Source organism: Microbacterium sp. JAI119, from assembly GCF_013410135.1.
In the GTDB taxonomy this organism is placed as follows: Bacteria; Actinomycetota; Actinomycetes; order Actinomycetales; family Microbacteriaceae; genus Microbacterium; species Microbacterium oxydans.
In genome coordinates, this window is sequence record NZ_JACCCK010000001.1 from 976503 (window position 1) to 993394 (window position 16892).

At 68.9% G+C, this 16892-nt stretch carries 17 protein-coding genes and 1 tRNA gene; 14 read left to right on the top strand and 4 right to left on the bottom strand.

What is annotated here, in order from left to right; genetic code table 11:
* The first annotated feature begins 9 nt into the window (after positions 1 to 9).
* From galU to HDC31_RS04845, 4 genes are all read left to right on the top strand, one after another.
* Complete coding sequence (galU, locus tag HDC31_RS04830) at positions 10 to 897, top strand: UTP--glucose-1-phosphate uridylyltransferase GalU (protein ID WP_046749794.1); 888 nt, start codon at positions 10 to 12, stop codon at positions 895 to 897.
* Positions 898 to 940: 43 nt separating this feature from the next.
* A complete protein-coding gene (locus tag HDC31_RS04835) occupies positions 941 to 1552 on the top strand; it encodes a GNAT family N-acetyltransferase (protein WP_058631271.1) in 612 nt (203 codons plus the stop codon).
* A 93-nt stretch (positions 1553 to 1645) separates the two neighbouring features.
* Entirely contained in the window at positions 1646 to 2491 is an 846-nt protein-coding gene (locus HDC31_RS04840) for a hypothetical protein (RefSeq protein ID WP_179515858.1), read from the top strand.
* A 52-nt stretch (positions 2492 to 2543) separates the two neighbouring features.
* Positions 2544 to 2616 (top strand) — tRNA-Ala (locus tag HDC31_RS04845).
* 129 nt (positions 2617 to 2745) lie between these two features.
* On the opposite strand, the gene HDC31_RS04850 is transcribed toward HDC31_RS04845, so the two are convergent.
* The 3 genes from HDC31_RS04850 to HDC31_RS04860 are packed head-to-tail and all read right to left on the bottom strand — an operon-like array spanning position 2746 to position 5488.
* The gene (locus HDC31_RS04850) at positions 2746 to 3267 is read right to left on the bottom strand and encodes an AAA family ATPase (RefSeq protein WP_179515859.1); all 522 of its coding nucleotides are present in this window, start codon (positions 3265 to 3267) and stop codon (positions 2746 to 2748) included.
* Between the two features lie 8 nt (positions 3268 to 3275).
* A complete protein-coding gene (locus HDC31_RS04855) occupies positions 3276 to 4208 on the bottom strand; it encodes an arginase family protein (RefSeq protein WP_179515860.1) in 933 nt (310 codons plus the stop codon).
* A gap of 2 nt (positions 4209 to 4210) precedes the next feature.
* Entirely contained in the window at positions 4211 to 5488 is a 1278-nt protein-coding gene (locus HDC31_RS04860; protein WP_113681992.1) for a DUF445 domain-containing protein, read from the bottom strand.
* 105 nt (positions 5489 to 5593) lie between these two features.
* Between HDC31_RS04860 and HDC31_RS04865 the strand changes: the two genes are divergently transcribed.
* Positions 5594 to 5866, top strand: a complete 273-nt coding sequence (locus HDC31_RS04865; protein WP_045263421.1) for a metal-sensitive transcriptional regulator — start codon at positions 5594 to 5596, stop codon at positions 5864 to 5866.
* A gap of 59 nt (positions 5867 to 5925) precedes the next feature.
* Here the strand turns inward: HDC31_RS04865 and HDC31_RS04870 are convergent, their stop codons facing one another.
* Positions 5926 to 7476 carry an amino acid permease gene (locus tag HDC31_RS04870; protein WP_113681991.1) on the bottom strand — a complete coding sequence of 517 codons (1551 nt, stop codon included), beginning with the start codon at positions 7474 to 7476 and terminating at the stop codon, positions 5926 to 5928.
* A 107-nt stretch (positions 7477 to 7583) separates the two neighbouring features.
* Here HDC31_RS04870 and HDC31_RS04875 point away from each other — a divergent pair, with 107 nt between their 5' ends.
* From HDC31_RS04875 to HDC31_RS04915, 9 genes are all read left to right on the top strand, one after another.
* Complete coding sequence (locus HDC31_RS04875) at positions 7584 to 8990, top strand: glutamine synthetase family protein (protein WP_307919261.1); 1407 nt, start codon at positions 7584 to 7586, stop codon at positions 8988 to 8990.
* Complete coding sequence (locus HDC31_RS04880; RefSeq protein WP_179515861.1) at positions 8971 to 9723, top strand: gamma-glutamyl-gamma-aminobutyrate hydrolase family protein; 753 nt, start codon at positions 8971 to 8973, stop codon at positions 9721 to 9723. The genes HDC31_RS04875 and HDC31_RS04880 overlap by 20 nt, the downstream gene beginning before the upstream one ends.
* Positions 9720 to 11081 (top strand): aldehyde dehydrogenase, encoded by a 1362-nt coding sequence (locus HDC31_RS04885; RefSeq protein WP_179515862.1) that lies wholly within the window; start codon positions 9720 to 9722, stop codon positions 11079 to 11081. The genes HDC31_RS04880 and HDC31_RS04885 overlap by 4 nt, the downstream gene beginning before the upstream one ends.
* 39 nt (positions 11082 to 11120) lie before the next feature.
* Positions 11121 to 11900: a 3-oxoacyl-ACP reductase gene (locus HDC31_RS04890; protein WP_046749785.1), complete on the top strand. Its 780-nt coding sequence runs from the start codon at positions 11121 to 11123 to the stop codon at positions 11898 to 11900.
* A 33-nt stretch (positions 11901 to 11933) separates the two neighbouring features.
* Positions 11934 to 12662: a FadR/GntR family transcriptional regulator gene (locus HDC31_RS04895; RefSeq protein ID WP_179515863.1), complete on the top strand. Its 729-nt coding sequence runs from the start codon at positions 11934 to 11936 to the stop codon at positions 12660 to 12662.
* 137 nt (positions 12663 to 12799) lie between these two features.
* Entirely contained in the window at positions 12800 to 13960 is a 1161-nt protein-coding gene (locus HDC31_RS04900) for an ABC transporter ATP-binding protein (RefSeq protein WP_113681829.1), read from the top strand.
* Positions 13957 to 15135 carry a spermidine/putrescine ABC transporter substrate-binding protein gene (locus tag HDC31_RS04905; RefSeq protein WP_179515864.1) on the top strand — a complete coding sequence of 393 codons (1179 nt, stop codon included), beginning with the start codon at positions 13957 to 13959 and terminating at the stop codon, positions 15133 to 15135. The genes HDC31_RS04900 and HDC31_RS04905 overlap by 4 nt, the downstream gene beginning before the upstream one ends.
* A complete protein-coding gene (locus HDC31_RS04910; protein ID WP_058631244.1) occupies positions 15128 to 16012 on the top strand; it encodes an ABC transporter permease in 885 nt (294 codons plus the stop codon). Before HDC31_RS04905 ends, HDC31_RS04910 begins: the two co-directional genes overlap by 8 nt.
* Positions 16009 to 16890, top strand: coding sequence for an ABC transporter permease (locus HDC31_RS04915; RefSeq protein WP_218867307.1), 882 nt, complete (start codon positions 16009 to 16011; stop codon positions 16888 to 16890). The genes HDC31_RS04910 and HDC31_RS04915 overlap by 4 nt, the downstream gene beginning before the upstream one ends.
* The last annotated feature ends 2 nt before the right edge of the window (positions 16891 to 16892 follow it).

The window sequence follows — 16892 nt, forward strand, 5'->3', positions numbered from 1 at the left end:
GCTGAGAGGATGGGCAACCACAAGATCAAAGCAGTCATCCCCGCCGCCGGACTGGGGACACGATTCCTGCCCGCCACGAAGGCGATGCCGAAGGAGATGCTCCCGGTCGTCGACAAGCCGGCCATCCAGTACGTCGTCGAAGAGGCGGCTGACGCCGGGATCGACGACATCCTCGTCATCATCGGGCGCAACAAGAACGCGATCTCCAACCACTTCGACTCGGTCCCCGAGCTCGAGGTGAAGCTCATGGAGAAGGGCGACACCGGTCGCCTCGAGCGCGTGATGAAGTCGAGCGACCTCGCCGACATCCACTTCGTCCGTCAGGGGGAGCCGAAGGGTCTGGGACATGCAGTGCTGCGTGCGCGCACCCATGTCGGCGACAGTTCTTTCGCCGTGCTGCTCGGTGACGACCTGATCGACGAGCGCGATCCGCTGCTCACCGAGATGATCGCCGAGCACGAGCGCACCGGCGCCGCGGTGATCGCGCTGATGGAGGTCGATCCCGCGAACATCCACATGTACGGCGCCGCTGCGGTCGAACCCCTCGAAGGGTCGGATGCGGTTCGGGTCACCGGTCTCGTCGAGAAGCCGGCACAGGAGGACGCCCCCTCGAACCTCGCGGTCATCGGACGCTACGTCCTCCCGGCCTCGGTCTTCGAGATCCTCGAGCACACCGAGCCGGGCAAGGGGGGCGAGATCCAGCTCACGGACGCACTGCAGGTGATGGCGGCCGACCCTGACGGCCCCGGCGTCGTCGGCGTCGTCTTCGGTGGTCGCCGCTACGACACGGGCGACCGCGTCGACTACATCAAGGCGATCGTCCAGCTCGCGGCAGACCGCGACGACCTCGGTTCGGAGCTGCGCCCCTGGCTCAAGGAGTTCGCGGAACGCCTCTAGGCGGCTTCGCGGGCGTCGGTGCGGCATGGATCTGGCGACGGGGATGCGACACGGCCCGATAGAGCTGCGGCTCGTCCGAACGAAGGATGCGCGGCCTCTGCAGCATGAGCTGCTCGCCAACAGGTCATGGCTTCAGCCGTGGGAGGCGACCGTCCCGTACGGATCGGTGTCCTTCGACATGAGGCTCAGCATCCGACGCCTGCTCCAGCAGTACCGTGACGGCTCCGGCTACCCCTTCGTCATGGAGTACGACGGCGAGATCGCGGGGCAGCTCAACGTATGGGGAGTCTCTCGGGGCTCGCTGTGCTCTGCCACGATCGGGTACTGGGTGAGCGAGCGGTTCGCGGGTCGCGGGATCACCCCGACAGCGGTCGCGATGGCCACCGATGCGTGCTTCACCGAGTACGGCCTGCACCGCATGGAGATCTGCATCCGTCCGGAGAACGCCGCGAGCCTGCGCATCGTCCAGAAGCTCGGGTTCCGGTACGAGGGATTGCGGCGGCGCTACATCCACATCGACGGGGACTGGCGCGACCACTACGCATTCGCTCTGACCACGGAAGACGTGCCGCAGGGTGTGCTGGCGCGGTGGCTCAGCGGCCAGGTGCCTCCCGACGCCGCGACGGTGCCGCCGGCCGACCGCATATCGTCCTGAAACACCCGTCCGGACAGCGGATCCGGACGAACACGCCGCGACACGCGCCCGTCTGCACGGCGCTGTCCGCTCCCAGCCCTTAGCGTTGTCGGTATGGACGGGCCGGTGCTGAGCGGAGGAGTGATCGTGCTCGTCGCCGTGCTCTTGTGGATGCTCTATCTGCTGCCGTCGTGGCGAGGCCGGTTCCAGTACAACGCCGCCGAACGCAACGCCGTGCGACTGAACCAGGCGCTGCGCGTGCTCGCCGAGACGAGCGAGACGCCGGGGGAGGTCCGCGTCGAGCTGAACGCCCGCACTGCGCTCGCTCAGCAGAAGCTGGCGAAGAGGGTGCAGTCGGAGCGGGAGGCCGCCGCGCTCGAGGCTCTGCGGCAGGAACTCGCGGCGACCAGGGCCGACCCCGTGATCCGTCGGGCGCGCGCTCGCAGACGTGTGCGTATCCTCGCGACCAGCAGCCTGCTGGCCGGGCTCATCGTCGCCGGGCTGGGCGTGTGGCAGCTGCTGGCTGCCGGCGGATCTGCGCTGATCTGGGTCGGTGGTGCGGTGGTCGTCGTCGCCGGTGTCGCTCTGCAGCGCATGGCCGCGGTCGCGAACCGTGCCGCGCGTGCCGCGCACGTCGTCGCCGCCCCTGCTGCTCCGCGTGTGGCCCCCGAGCTTCACGACCAGGGCCGAGCGACGTGGACGCCGCGTCCGCTGCCCGAGCCGATGGCATCCGTGGCGGGGTCCCGTGCGCAGGCCGCACAGGCTCAGCTCGATGCCCAGGAGGCGCGCCGCAAGGCCGCGCGGGTCGCCGCACTGCGCGAGCGCGCGGAGCAGATGGCACCGGAGCCGCCGGTGGCCCTGCCGGCCGCGTCGTCGCCGTACGCGCGGATGGGGTTCGTCGACGACGCCGAGATCGAGGCCCACGTGCGCGAACTGCTCTCCCGTCGGGCCGCAGGATGACGGTCTGCGACGCGAGCGGCCCTCTCGTCGTGATAGCGTAGAACCTGTTCACGGGCCTATGGCGCAGTTGGTAGCGCGCCTCGTTCGCATCGAGGAGGTCAGGGGTTCGAATCCCCTTAGGTCCACCGTGAAGACGGCCGATGGGACATGAGAGATCATGTCCCGTCGGCCGTTCTGGTTCCTCGGCCGCTCGTGCTGGAGGTCGAGATCGGGTCTGTGAGTGAGCGCCCTCGCCGCACGGGGGTTGGGGCTGGTCAGCCCCGGCTCGCCTCGAGCAGTAGCCGGAGCCGCTCCTCGGGGCTGCCGATGATCGTGACCACGTGCGGGACGGAGCCTGCGCGCTCGAGGTCATCGACGAGTCCCACCAGCGCTTCGTCCATCGCGACGCGCAGAGCCGGGTCCTCGTCGCCGGTGACGTGGATCGGCCGGCTCCCGTCCAGGGGCACGATCGCGACGAGGTCGATCGCGGCCATCGACGCCTCCACGATCTCTGTGGCGCGGGCGAGGAGCGCGCCGTCACTGCGGCCCAGCTCCTCCAGAGCGGTCAGGTAGGCGAGGAAGTCGAGTGGCCCCCGCTCGCAGATCACCGCGGAAGCGGCGGCCGACTCCCGGAGTCGCGCCGCGGTGACGCGCAGCTGCACGGCGAAGCTGTGCTCGCTCGCGGGATCGTCGAGATCGAGGTCCTCGAAGGGGTCGGGCAGTACGACGTACTCGGGGCGGAGCGCACGGAAGTCGGAGATCAGCGTGCTCTTGCCGCTGGCGTGCGTCCCCGACACCACGATCCTCATGTGCGTGCGGCGAGTCCGGCGAGCAGCTCCAGCACGCACAGAGCCGCCAGGCGGACGGTGCGGGCATCGTCGGCGTCGGCGGTGGCGTCGACTTCGGCCAGGTCGGCGCTCGCGACACGTCGATCCGCCGCGACGGCCCTGCTGAGGGCGCGCAGCTCCCACGCCTGCAGACCGCCGGGCACGCTCGCCGGGCAGCCCGGCGCGACCGACCGGTCGCAGACGTCGACGTCGATGTCGAGATGGATGCGCGCATCGGCTCCGGAACCGGCGACCTCCACGGCCTCCGCGACGACATCGTCGATTCCGCGGCGGCGGAGCTCGTCGAGGGGGATGACACGGATGCCCCACTCGGCTGCGCGTCGGGCGTAGGCGGCGGAGTTCGCGAAGTCGGCGATGCCGATCTGCACGACCTTGGTCGGGTCGATGCGCGTGGTATCCAGCGGCGACGTGGCGGGGACATCTTCCACGAGGCGCCGCACGGGAGTGCCGTTCGAGATGCCGTCGCGCAGGTCGAAGTGGGCGTCGAACGTGATCAGTCCCGTCGCTTCGGCACCGAGCGCCACGGGATAGGTGAGCGAGTTGTCGCCGCCGAGGGCGATCACGAGTTTCGAAGCGGCGGCGAGCTCGCGCACGCGGGAGATGACCCTGGCCTCACCGGCGGAGCCGTCAGGATCGGCGATGTCGCCGGCGTCGGCGATGCGCAGCACCTCGTCGAGCTCGATCACCGGCGGTCCCATCAGCGCGGTGCCGTAGCGGGGGAGAGCCGCGCGGATCGCCGTGGGCGTCGCGTGCGCACCGGTCGGGGAGAGCGAGGTGCGCCAGGTCGGCACCCCGACGAGCACGGCGTCGGCGGTGCCGTCGAAGGCAGGCCAGGACCTGGCTCGGGGCCAGAGGGGATCGTGGCTCAGCGGTCGGGAGGACGAGGGCATGGTCAGACTCCGGGGATCAGGGCGTGCGCGATGGAGAAGATGACGAGACCGGCCAGGGCGCCGACGAACGTGCCGTTCAAACGGATGTACTGCAGGTCGCGGCCGACCATGAGCTCGATCTTCTCCGTCGTCTCCGCCGGGTCCCAGCGTTCGACGGTGTCGGTGATGATCGAGGCGATGTCGTGCCGGTAGCGGTCGACGAGGAAGACCGCGGCGTCCGATACCCACGTGTCGACGCGGTTCTGCAGCGCGGTGTCGGTCGTGAGGCGCTCCCCGACCTCCTGCAGGGCCTGCACGGCGCGGCGTCGGAGGCCGCTCTCGGGATCGGCGAGGGCAGCGAGCAAGCCGTTCTTCGCGGTGTTCCACGCCTCAGCGGCCAGAGCGCCGACGCGGGGGCTGTCGAACAGCGACGCCTTGGCGTTCTCGAGCTTCGCCCGCGTCGCCGGGTCGTTCTGCAGGCTGCCGGCCAGACGTGCCAGATAGCCGTCGACCGCGAGGCGTGCCGGGTGGTGGGGGTCGGCCTGCACGGCGTGCACGAACTTGACCGCCTCGTGATACACCGTGTCGTCCACGAAGCGGTGAGCCAGCTTCGGCACCCACCCCGGAAGGCGCCGGGAGACCAGACCGCTGAACGATTCGGCGTTCGCGTCGAGCCAGCGCGAGATGCTGTCGGCGGCGAGGTCGACAGCGCCGTGATGGGCATCGGCCTCGACGATCTTCTCGAGCCACGCTCCGGCGGGCGGACCCCACTCGGGATCGACCAGATGCTCGCGGGCGAGGTCCGTGATCAGGTCTCGCACGTCGTCGTCGCTCAGCGCGTTGAGCACGGCCGTGGCGATCGTCGCACCCTCGGCGCCGACCCGCTCCGCATGCGGGGCCTCACGCAGCCAGTCGCCTGCGCGCAGAGCGATCTTCGTGGTCGACAGCTTGGTGCGCACTACGTCGGCGGCGAGGAAGTTCGTCTCCACGAACTCGCCGAGCGAGCGGCCGATCTCGTCCTTGCGGTTCGGGATGATCGCGGTGTGCGGGATGGGGAGCCCGAGCGGGCGTCGGAAGAGCGCGGTCACCGCGAACCAGTCCGCGAGCGCACCCACCATGCCGCCTTCGGCCGCCGCGCGCACATAGGCGAGTCCCTCGATGCGCTGCTGGAACGCGAAGGCGAACACGAACACGACGGCCATGAACACCAGGGCGCCGAGGGCGACGGCCTTCATGCGTCGGAGCGCGCGGAGGCGCTCCTGGTCGGCGGGCGAGAGCTGCGTCATCGGTGTTCGCGGCATGACGTCATCCTTTCACGCCACCGCACCGGCGGCCCTGTGCGCGGAGCGTGCGCTGTCTCGGCGCACAGACAGCCGGATACCCCCTGGGGGGAGTACCCTCGAGGGGTGATCGAAGACATCAAGAAACGTGCGCTGCACCGCACCAGCATCCTCGAAGGACAGATGCGCGGCGTCGCGCGGATGATCGAGAACGAGGACTACTGCATGGACATCATCACGCAGTCCCGCGCCATCCAGCGCTCCCTGGAGTCACTCAACCGCCTGCTGCTGGAGAACCACCTGCAGACGCACGTCACCCACATGTTCGAGGAGGGCGGCGAGGAGCGGGAGAAGGCCGTCGTCGAGCTGCTCAAGGCCTTCGACTTCGACCGCAAGTAGGGTCCAGGGGCGGCGCGACACAGCGCCCCGACGGAGTCGTCGAGGCGCTGCGCGGTGAGTCACCTGCCGCTGTCGTCGAACACCTCGCCCTCCATGGCGTCGTAACCCTCGGCCTGCGGGTCGCCGTGGGAGCCGCCGGAGATCGCGTACTCCTCTTCGGGCGACAGCACCAGACGGTGGCGGAAGAAGAGCCCGAATCCGAGCAGGATCACGACGTAGACGATGGCGATCGCCACGATGGCGGGGCCGAACGTCGGATTCAGCAGGAACCCGACGAAGATCAGCGCGGCGATCACGAGCGCTACAGCTGCGCCGGGGATCCCCCACGGGCTCCGGTACGGCCGCGCGACGTCCGGGTACTTCCTGCGGAGGATCATGAACGACACCAGCTGGAGTCCGTAGGCGAGCACCGCGCCCCAGACCGCGATGTTCAGCACGATCGCGCCTGCCACCGACCCTGCGCCCTCGGCGTCGACGGCCGCGAGCACGTCGAGCACGATGAGGGCGACGAAACCGATCGCCGCACCGACGACGAGCGCCACCCACGGCGTCTGCCGCTTGCCGGTGAGGGAGAGGAAGCGAGGGTAGTAGCCTGCGCGGGAGAGCGAGTACATGTTGCGGCCGTAAGCGAACATGATGCCCTGCAGGGAGGCGAGCAGCCCGATCAGGGCGAAGAGCGCGAGCACCGCGGCGAGTTGGTCGCCCACGATGGCGCGGAAGCCGTCGAGCAGCGGCTCGCCCGCGGTGCCGGTGGCCTCGGCGCCGATCACGCCGGTGTTCAGGAAGAGGACGAGCAGACCCGTGACGATGAGGGTGCCGCGCGCCCAGAAGCCGGCCTTGGGGATGTCGCGGGTCGGGTTGTGCGACTCCTCGGCGGCCAGGGGCAGCTCTTCGATGCCGAGGAAGAACCACATCGCGAACGGGAGCGCGAACAGGATCGGCAGCACGCCGTGCGGCAGGAACTCCGTCTGGCCGGGGTCGGGGGCGATGTCCCACAGCGCGTCCCAGCTGAAGGCGCCGGAGAAGATCGCCATCAGGGAGAACACCAGGATGATGCCGATCGAGATGATCGAGACGACGATCGCGAATCGGAACGAGATCGCGGCCCCCGCGGAGTTCAGCGCGATGAACACGACGTAGAGGATGAGGTACCAGAGCCACCCCGGCAGCTGGATTCCCAGCAGCTCGCTCGTGATGCCGTTCGCATACGACGCCGAGAAGTAGACGATCACCGCCGTGGTCGCGACGTACTCGATCGTCTCCGCTGCGCCCGTGACCAAGCCGCCCCACGGTCCCATCGCCGATCGCGCGAAGGAGTAGGCGCCCCCGGTGTGGGGCATCATCGCGGCCATCTCGCCGATCGCGAAGATCATGCCGTAGTACATGAGCACGAGGATCACGAAGGCGATCAGCATTCCGCCGAAGCCCGCGAAGTCGATGCCGAAGTTCCAGCCGGAGAAGTCTCCGGAGATGACGGCGGCGACCGCGAGACCCCACAGGCCCCAGACACCGGCAGACCTCTTCAGGGTGCGTTTCTCGAAGTAGTCGTTCCCGGCGCGTGTATAGGTCGCCCCAGCGACCTTGCGGGATTCACTGCTCTGCTCAGACATCCGCTCTCCGTTCGCAAGCACACACAGGCGCCGGGTGCACCTTGCGGATGATTGTGACAGCCAATGGTGGTTTTGTCTACCTTTAAACGTCCTGGTGATCTACTCTGATGGCGAAGCCGGTCGGCCGATCGCTTCACCACGACGACGGGAGCGAGACGATGGCGGGAAACCTGAGCATCGAGCAACTGGATGCCGGCATCGCCGCCGGCGAGATCGACACGGTGATCGTGGCCTTCGCGGATGCGCAGGGGCGGCTGGTCGGCAAGCGGGTGTCCGCACGACTGTTCCAGGAGGACATCGTGCATCACGGTGCCGAGGCGTGCGACTACCTGCTGTCGGTCGATGTGGACATGAACACGGTCGACGGCTACGCGATGTCGGGGTGGGATCGCGGCTACGGCGACATGGTGCTGCGGCCCGACGTCGCGACGCTGCGCCGGATCCCCTGGCTGGCGGGGACGGCGCTGGTGATCGCGGACCTGGTGTGGGGAAACGGGGAGCCGGTGAGCCCGTCGCCGCGGGCGATCCTCGACCGTCAGTGCGATCGACTGGCCGAACGCGGCTGGACCGCGTTCTCGGGCACCGAGCTCGAGTTCATCGTCTTCGACAACACCTACCGCGACGCCTGGGCCCGCAAGTACGAGGGACTGACGCCGTCGACCGACTACAACGTCGACTACAACCTGCTCGCCTCCACCCGCCTCGAGCCGCTGTTGCGCGACATCCGCAACAGCATGGACGGCGCGGGCATCTACTGCGAGGGCGTGAAGGGGGAGTGCAACCTGGGGCAGCAGGAGATCGCCTTCCGCTATGCCGAGGTGCGCGAGACCGCTGACCAGCACGCGCTCTACAAGAACGGCGCGAAGGAGATCGCGGAGCAGCACGGCCAGGCGCTCACCTTCATGGCGAAGTTCAATGAGCGCGAGGGCAACAGCTGCCATATCCACCTCTCGCTGCGCGCCGACGACGGCACTCCGGTCATGGCCGGAGACGGCGAGCACGGATTCAGTCCGATCATGGGGCACTGGATCGCCGGCATCCTCGCCACGCTCCGGGAGTTCACCCTGCTCTATGCGCCCAACATCAACTCGTACAAGCGGTTCGCGAAGGGCAGCTTCGCCCCGACCGGAGTGGCCTGGGGCATCGACAACCGCACCTGTGCGCTGCGTGTGATCGGGGCGGGGGCCGGGCTCAGGGTCGAGAACCGAGTGCCGGGCGGCGACGTGAACCCCTACCTCGGGATCTCGGCCATCATCGCCGGCGGTCTGTACGGCATCGAGAACGAACTGCCCCTGCCCGACCGCTTCACCGGCAACGCGTACGAGGCCGGCGTCGAACACCTTCCCACCACGCTGCGCGAAGCGGCACAGCTGTTCAGCGAGTCGGCCATCGCGCGCGAAGCGTTCGGCGACGACGTTGTGGAGCACTACCTGAACCAGGCGCGCATCGAGGTCGAGGCCTACGACGCCGCCGTCACCGACTGGGAGCGGATCCGTGGTTTCGAGCGGCTCTGACCCGGCACCGTTGATCGGGGTCACGACCTACCTCGAGCGGGCGCAGCAGGGGGTGTGGGATGTGCGGGCCGCGTTCCTGCCCGAGCAGTACCTGACCGGAGTGACGGCATCGGGCGGAATCGCACTGCTCCTGCCGCCACAGGACCCGGAGTCGGCGGATGCAGCCATCGCCGGGCTGGACGGACTGATCCTCTCCGGAGGGGCCGACGTCGCTCCCGAGCGCTACGGCGAGGAGCGGCATCCGCTCACGGATCCGGCCCGGGTCGACCGCGACGCGTGGGAGCTGGCGCTGTTCAGAGCGGCCGAGCGGCGCCGCATACCGGTGCTCGCGATCTGCCGCGGGCTGCAGCTCGTCAACGTGGCGCGCGGAGGCACTCTGCACCAGCACCTGCCCGAGTCGCTCGGCACCGAGCGCTACCGCCTGGGCGGAGGCGTGTTCGCCGAGAACGACATCGAGGTCTCGGGCGACACGGCGCTCGCCGGCGTCCTCGGTGCCGGCGACGTACGCGTGCACAGCTATCACCATCAGGGCATCGATCGGCTCGGGGAGGGGCTGGTCGCCGCTGCGCACTCCGCCGACGGACTCGTGCAGGCGTTCGTCGACACCGCAGATGGTCACGTCGTCGGCATTCAGTGGCATCCGGAGGAGAACGCCGAAGACCGACGTCTCTTCGAAGATCTCGTCTCGCACGCTCGCGCGTTCGCCGCCGGGCGGAAGGAGGACGCCCGATGAGCGCGTTCACAGTCATCAACCCGTCCACCGGTGCCGCGATCCGCGAGGTCCCCAGAGCCGGCATCGGAGAGACGGATGCCGCGATCGCTCGTGCCGTCGCGGCGCAGCGTCGATGGGCGGCCCTGGCCCCGGTGGCACGTGCGGATGCCCTCCGGTCGTTCGCCCGCGCGGTGGACGGCGCCGTCGAAGAGCTGGCGCAGCTGGAGGTGCTCAACTCCGGGCATCCGATCGGCTCGGCCCGCTGGGAGGCCGGTCACGTCGCCCAGGTGCTCAACTACTACTCCGCCGACCCGGAGCGCCTGTCCGGGCGACAGATCCCGGTGGCCGGCGGGCTCGATGTCACGTTCCACGACCCCTACGGCGTGGTCGGCGTGATCGTTCCGTGGAACTTCCCGATGACGATCGCCTCGTGGGCGTTCGCACCGGCGCTCGCCGCGGGCAACGCCGTGGTGCTCAAGCCCGCCGAGCTGACACCTCTCACCGCCATCCGCCTCGGCGAGCTCGCGCGCGAAGCAGGACTACCGGAGGGGCTGTTCGAGGTCGTCACCGGGTCGGGCTCGGTCGTCGGGCAGCGTCTCGTGGAACACCCGGACGTGCGCAAGGTCGTCTTCACCGGCTCGACCGAGGTGGGCGTCGAAGTCGCGGCGGGCTGCGCGCGAGCCCTCAAGCCCGTCACGCTCGAACTCGGGGGCAAGAGCGCGAACGTCGTCTTCGAGGACGCGGATCTCGAACGCGCGGCGGCCGGAGTTCCCGGATCCGTGTTCGACAACGCCGGCCAGGACTGCTGTGCGCGCAGCCGCCTGCTCGTGCAGCGCTCGGTCTACGACCGGTTCCTCGAACTGCTCGAACCGGCCGTCGCCGCCTGGCGTGTGGGCGACCCTGCCCGCGATGACACCGACATGGGGCCGCTCATCTCGGCGGGACACCGCGATACCGTGGCGTCGTTCCTCGACGGTGCAGACATCGCCTTCCGCGGCAGTGCCCCCGAGGGGGACGGGTTCTGGTTCGCGCCGGCCGTGGTGCTCGCCGACCCCGCCGACCGCATCGCGCAGCAGGAGGTGTTCGGGCCCGTCGTCGCGGTGATGCCGTTCGAGGACGAGGCCGATGCCATCCGTCTGGCCAACGACACGGCGTACGGTCTCGCGGGCTCCGTCTGGACCGAGAGCCTGGGACGCGGTGTCCGCGTGGCTCGGGGTGTGCGCAGCGGCGTGCTGTCCGTGAACTCGCACTCCTCGGTGCGGTACTCCACGCCGTTCGGCGGCATGAAGGCGTCGGGCCTGGGGCGCGAACTCGGCCCCGACGCCGCCGAGCACTTCACCGAGACCAAGAACGTCTTCTTCGCGACCGATGAACACTGATCGCGTCGTCCTTTCACCCATCCGGAACGGAGAACCCACATGAGCATCGATCTGACCCAGCGTCTCAAGGACCGCGTCGCCATCATCACCGGCGGCGCGAGCGGCATCGGGTTCGCCACCGCCCAGCGCTTCGCAGCGGAGGGGGCCCTCGTCGTGATCGCCGATGTCGATCCGACGACAGGAGAGGCGGCGGCCGCCGAGGTGGGCGGCGTGTTCCGCCCGGTCGACGTCGCAGACGAGGCCAAGGTGAACGCGCTGTTCGACGGTGTCGCGGAGGAGTTCGGGCGGATCGACATCGCCTTCAACAACGCGGGCATCTCGCCGGCCGATGACGACTCCATCGAGACGACGGAGCTCCCGGCGTGGGATCGCGTGCAGGACGTGAATCTCAAGAGCGTGTACCTGTGCAGCCGTGCAGCCCTCCGTCACATGGTGCCAGCGGGGCGCGGATCGATCATCAACACCGCCTCCTTCGTCGCGCTCCTCGGATCCGCCACCTCGCAGATCAGTTACACCGCGTCGAAGGGGGGCGTGCTGGCGATGTCCCGCGAGCTCGGTGTGCAGTTCGCCCGTCAGGGAGTGCGGGTGAATGCGCTGTGCCCTGGACCCGTGAACACCCCGTTGCTGCAGGAGCTGTTCGCGAAGGATCCGGAGCGGGCGCAGCGGCGCCTGGTGCACGTGCCGATGGGACGCTTCGCGGAGCCCGCCGAGCTCGCAGCGGCCGTGGCGTTCCTCGCCTCCGACGACGCGTCGTTCATCACCGCGAGTGCCTTCGTCGTCGACGGCGGGATCACGAACGCCTACGTCACCCCGCTGTGAGCCACCCTCACCTCGCTGTGACAGGGTGAAGGCATGAGCGAGCACTCCCACGACGGCGACCTCGTCGAAGTGCGAAGGGCCGTCTACCGGCCACTGCGGCGCGGTAATGCGCTCGAGGACACGGTGGCCCGACTCGTGCAGACGATCCGGCTCGGTGTGGTCGCTCCTGGCGAGTCCCTGCCTCCGGAGCGCGAGCTGGCGGCGTCGTTCGGGGTGAGTCGCGACACCGTGCGCGAGGCGATCCGCGAGCTGGCCGACACCGGCTACCTGCTGCCGCGGCGTGGTCGCTACGGAGGCACGTTCGTGGCCGACCCGCTGCCACACCCCAGCGTGCCGGGGGCGGTGACGCCGGACGAGATCGACGACGTGCTCGGGCTGCGCCGCGTGCTCGAGACCGGGGCCGTGCGCGCGGCCGCGAGCCGCTCCTTGGACGCCTCGACCCGTGCCGACCTGTGGGCGCGACACGAGGCGGCGGTGCCGGCGGGTCCTGAGGAGTATCGGCGCCTGGACACGCTGCTGCACCTGGCCATCGCCGAGGCCGCCGGAATCCCGTCGCTGGTCGCGCTCGTGGCCGAGAACAGGGCCGACGTCAATGCATGGCTCGATACGTTCCCGCTGATGCCGCGCAACATCCAGCACTCGGGGGAGCAGCACGAGAGCATCGTCTCCGCGATCCTCGCCGGACGTCCGGATGCTGCCGAGGCGGCGATGCGCGATCATCTCGCCGGGTCCGAAGCCCTGCTGCGTGGCTTCCTCCTCTGATCGGTGCCAATCGGTCGCCATTTCCTGAATCGGCAACGGATACCGTTGCGAAATCATCAAGAGGCTTCCGATTTCGCTATACCTGACGCCTTTCCTGTGACAGACTCGCGACAAGCGAATCTCAATGGGGAGGCTCCATGCCCGACAACACCCGAATGTCGACGGCGACACTCGATGCACCCACCGCCGCCGGCGCGGTCCACATCGACGGCGTCACCAAGCGTTATGGCACCGCCACCGCCGTCGACGACCTGACCCTCGACGTGCAACAGGGGGAGTTCCTCTCCCTGCTCGGCCCGTCCGGCTGCGGGAAGACGACCACCCTGCGCATGATCGCGGGCTTCGAATACCCGGATGCCGGGGACATCCGCATCTCCGGCCGCAGCGTCTTGAACCTCCCCCCGTATCGGCGCGAGGTGAACACCGTCTTCCAGGCGTACGCCCTGTTCCCGCACCTCACGGTCGCCGAGAACGTGGCGTACGGGCTGCAGCAGCGGCGCGTGCCCAAGGCCGAGCAGCGGGAACGGGTGAGCGAAGCACTCGACATGGTGCAGCTGCGCGCCTTCGCCGACCGCAAGCCCACACAGCTCTCCGGTGGACAGCAGCAGCGCATCGCTCTGTCGCGTGCACTCATCAACCGGCCGAGTGTGCTCCTGCTCGACGAGCCGTTGGCGGCACTGGACCGCCAGCTGCGCGAGGAGATGCAGCTCGAGCTCAAGCTGCTGCAGGCGCGGCTGGGCACGACCTTCGTATTCGTCACCCACGATCAGGCCGAGGCGCTCTCGATGAGCGATCGGATCGCCGTGATGCGCGCGGGGCGGATCGAGCAGCTCGATGCGCCGGACGCCATCTACGCGGAGCCGGCCTCCGCCTACGTGGCGTCGTTCATCGGCCAGCAGAACTTCGTGCACGGCACGGTTCGGGCAGATGGGGAGGCGGTCGACACGGCCATCGGCGTGATCGCGGGCCGCTGGGGTGGGGAGCATGTGGCGGCGGGGCAGCCGGCCGTCGCCGCCATCCGGCCGGAGTACATCCGTCTGGAACAGGGCGAAGGCGGGGGCGTCCCCGGGCGCGTGATCGGTGTCTCGCACCTGGGTGAGACCCTCCAGGTCGCTGTCCGCGTCGGCGAGGACGCCACGTTCCTCTCGCGCATGCCGGCCCCGACCGCGCCGCGGGTGGGAGTCGATGACGCCGTCCGCTGTGTGTGGGATCCCGCGGATGCGCGGCTGTTCGCCGCCGAGGGCATCCCCACCACCGCGACGCACGTGATCACCCTGCCCAAGGACGGCGGGCTGTGACGAGCGCTCCTCCGGTGCGCGTGCTCGCACAGCGGAGTGCCGCGCGGGTGATCCGCACCGAGCTGACCCGACGGGGCTTCCTCGCCACCGCGATCATGGCGGGCGGCGCCGTCGTGCTCAGCGCGTGCTCGCCGGGGCAGAACGCCGCGGCCGTGCATGCCGAGGGCGGCCCTCTCGAGGACAAGCTCTCCATCTACAGCTGGGGTGACTACGACGCCCCGGAGGTGCTCGAGCAGTTCACCGCCGAGAGCGGCCCGCGCATCGTGCTCGACGCCTTCAACTCCAACGAGGAGCTGATCGCCAAGCTGGTCGCCGCCCGCGGCACCTCCGGCTACGACATCGTGGTGCCGACCGGGGTGTTCGTCGGGCCCATGGCCGAGAACGGACTCCTGCAGAAGTTCAACCTCGACCTGCTGCCGAACATGAAGCACGTGGCACCCGAGTTCCGTGGGCGCTCTTGGGATCCCGGCAACGAGTACTCGGTGTGCAAGGCGTGGGGGACCACGGGGTTCGTGTACGACAAGAGGGTGATCTCGCGCGAGCTCACGACCTGGAACGACTTCATCGATGCCGCGCAGAACGAGGCATCGGGCTCGACCTCGGTGCTCGACGACCCGGCACCGCTGCTGGGCATCTACTTCTGGGCGAACGGCATCGACTGGACGACCACCGATCCCGACCACCTCGACGCGGTCGAGAGGTTCCTGGTGAAGGATCTCGCTCCGCACGTCTCGGCGTTCGACTCGTACCCCGGTGGGTCGTCGATCCCGCAGGCGTCCCACGCGCTGCTGCAGTCGTACAACGGCGACGCGCGGCTCGGCATCTTCGAGTCGGACGACCCTGACCGCTGGCAGTGGGTGCTCGGGAGCCCGGCGACGGAGCTGTGGATGGACAACTGGGCGATCGCCGCGGGAGCTCCGCACCCCGAGGCCGCGCACGCGTTCATCGACTTCGTGCTGCAGCCCGACGTGCAGCTCGCACAGGTCGACTACATCGGCTACGACACCGGCATCTCCGGCATCCGCGAGGAAGCGGAGGCTGCGGGGCTGGAACGGCTCGACATGGTGTTCTTCGACGAGGAGCAGGTGGCCACGATGCACGAGGGCAAGCTGACCGATGCGCAGGACCGTGTCGTCTCGATCTGGAACTCGATGAAGGCGGCCGCCGGTGCCTAAGCTCAAGTTCGGTCTCGCGATCCCCGCGTGGGTCTGGCTGCTCGTCTTCTTCGTGGCCCCGATCTTCATGGTCGTGGTGTTCAGCTTCGGCTACAAGCCGAGCATCTTCGCCACGCATGCGCTCGACCACCTCTCGTTCGACCGCTACCTCGAAGCGCTCTCCCCGACGTTCTTCAGCACGTTCCTGAACACGCTGTGGATCGGCATCCTCGGCACGGCCCTGTGTCTGGTGATCGGCGGTCCGGTCGCATACTGGATCGCGGTGAAGGCCCCGCCCTCGAAGCGCGGACTCCTGCTCGCGCTCGTGATGGTGCCGTTCTGGACCAACTTCCTCGTGCGCACCATCGGCTGGCAGGTGATCCTCGCCCCCGAGGGCTGGCTCTCGCAGCTGCTGCAGGGCATCGGGGTCATCCCCGGTCCGCTCGATCTGCTCTACTCGCGCGGCGCGGTGCTCCTCGGCGTCGTCTACAACTACCTGCCGCTGATGATCCTGCCGCTGTTCGTGGCCTTCGATCGCGTGTCGGGGCCGCTGCGCGAGGCGAGCAAGGATCTCGGCGCGAACAGCGTCACGACCTTCCTGAGGGTGACGGTGCCCCTGGCCAGGCCCGGAATCATCGCGGGAGTGCTGCTGGTGTACATCCCGCTCATGGGCGACTACATCACGGCGACCGTGCTGGGCGGGGCGAAGGGCAACATGATCGGGCAGGTCGTGGCGAGTCAGTTCCAGACCGCGCAGAACTGGGCGCTCGGCTCGGCCATGGCGGTACTGCTGATCATCGTCATCATGCTCTCGATCGCCGTCGCGGCCGGACTCCTCTGGCTCGTGACCCTGCCGCTCCGGCAACGCAACCGCCTCGTACTGGGGGAGGGATCATGACCGCCGTGACCGATGGACCGCAGAAGACCGCACCGCGCGTGCGCCGAGGGGCCGGTCGCTTCGTGCTGCCGATCTGGGCGGCGCTGGTGTTCCTGTTCCTGTTCCTGCCGATCCTCGTGATCATCGTCTACTCCTTCAATGTCGGCCGGCTGCTGGTGTCGTGGGACCATTTCGGCTTCGACTCGTTCCTCGCGATCGTGAACAAGCCAGCGATCCGCGACGCGGTGCTCGTCTCGGTGCGCACGGGCCTGCTGGCGGCGCTCCTTGCCACCGCGCTGGGAACCCTCGCCGGCATCGCGATGGCACGCAATCCCGGCAAGTGGGTGTGGTGGTTCCTCGGACTGCTGCTGCTCGTGTCGGTGACGCCGGAGATCGTGGATGCCGTCGCGCTCCTGCCGTGGTTGGTCTTCCTCGGGCAGGACGCCGGGATCGGCATCTTCAACGACGGCACCATGAGACTCGTGGTGGGACAGTCGCTGTTCTCTATCGCGATCGTGTCGTACATCGTGCGGGCGCGGCTCGTGGGGCTCGACGCCCGGCTCGAAGAGGCCTCGGCCGACCTCTATGCGCCCCCGGTGCGCACCTTCTTCAAGATCACGTTGCCTCTCGCGATGCCTGCGGTGCTCGCCGGGTTCCTGCTCTCGTTCACGCTGAGCCTCGACAACACCGTCGTCTCCGCCTTCGTGCAGGTCTCCGGCACGACGCCGTGGCCCGTCTACGTGCTCAGCGCCCTCCGCAGCGGGTTGCGGCCGGAGATCGCCGCGGTGTCCACGATCATGCTGGTGCTCACGCTGCTGGCACTCGCTCTGGTGGCGGTCGTCCTCAAGCGTGCGGGTGACTCGGCGACCGAGATCGCCCGCACGATGGCGGGAGGGTGAGC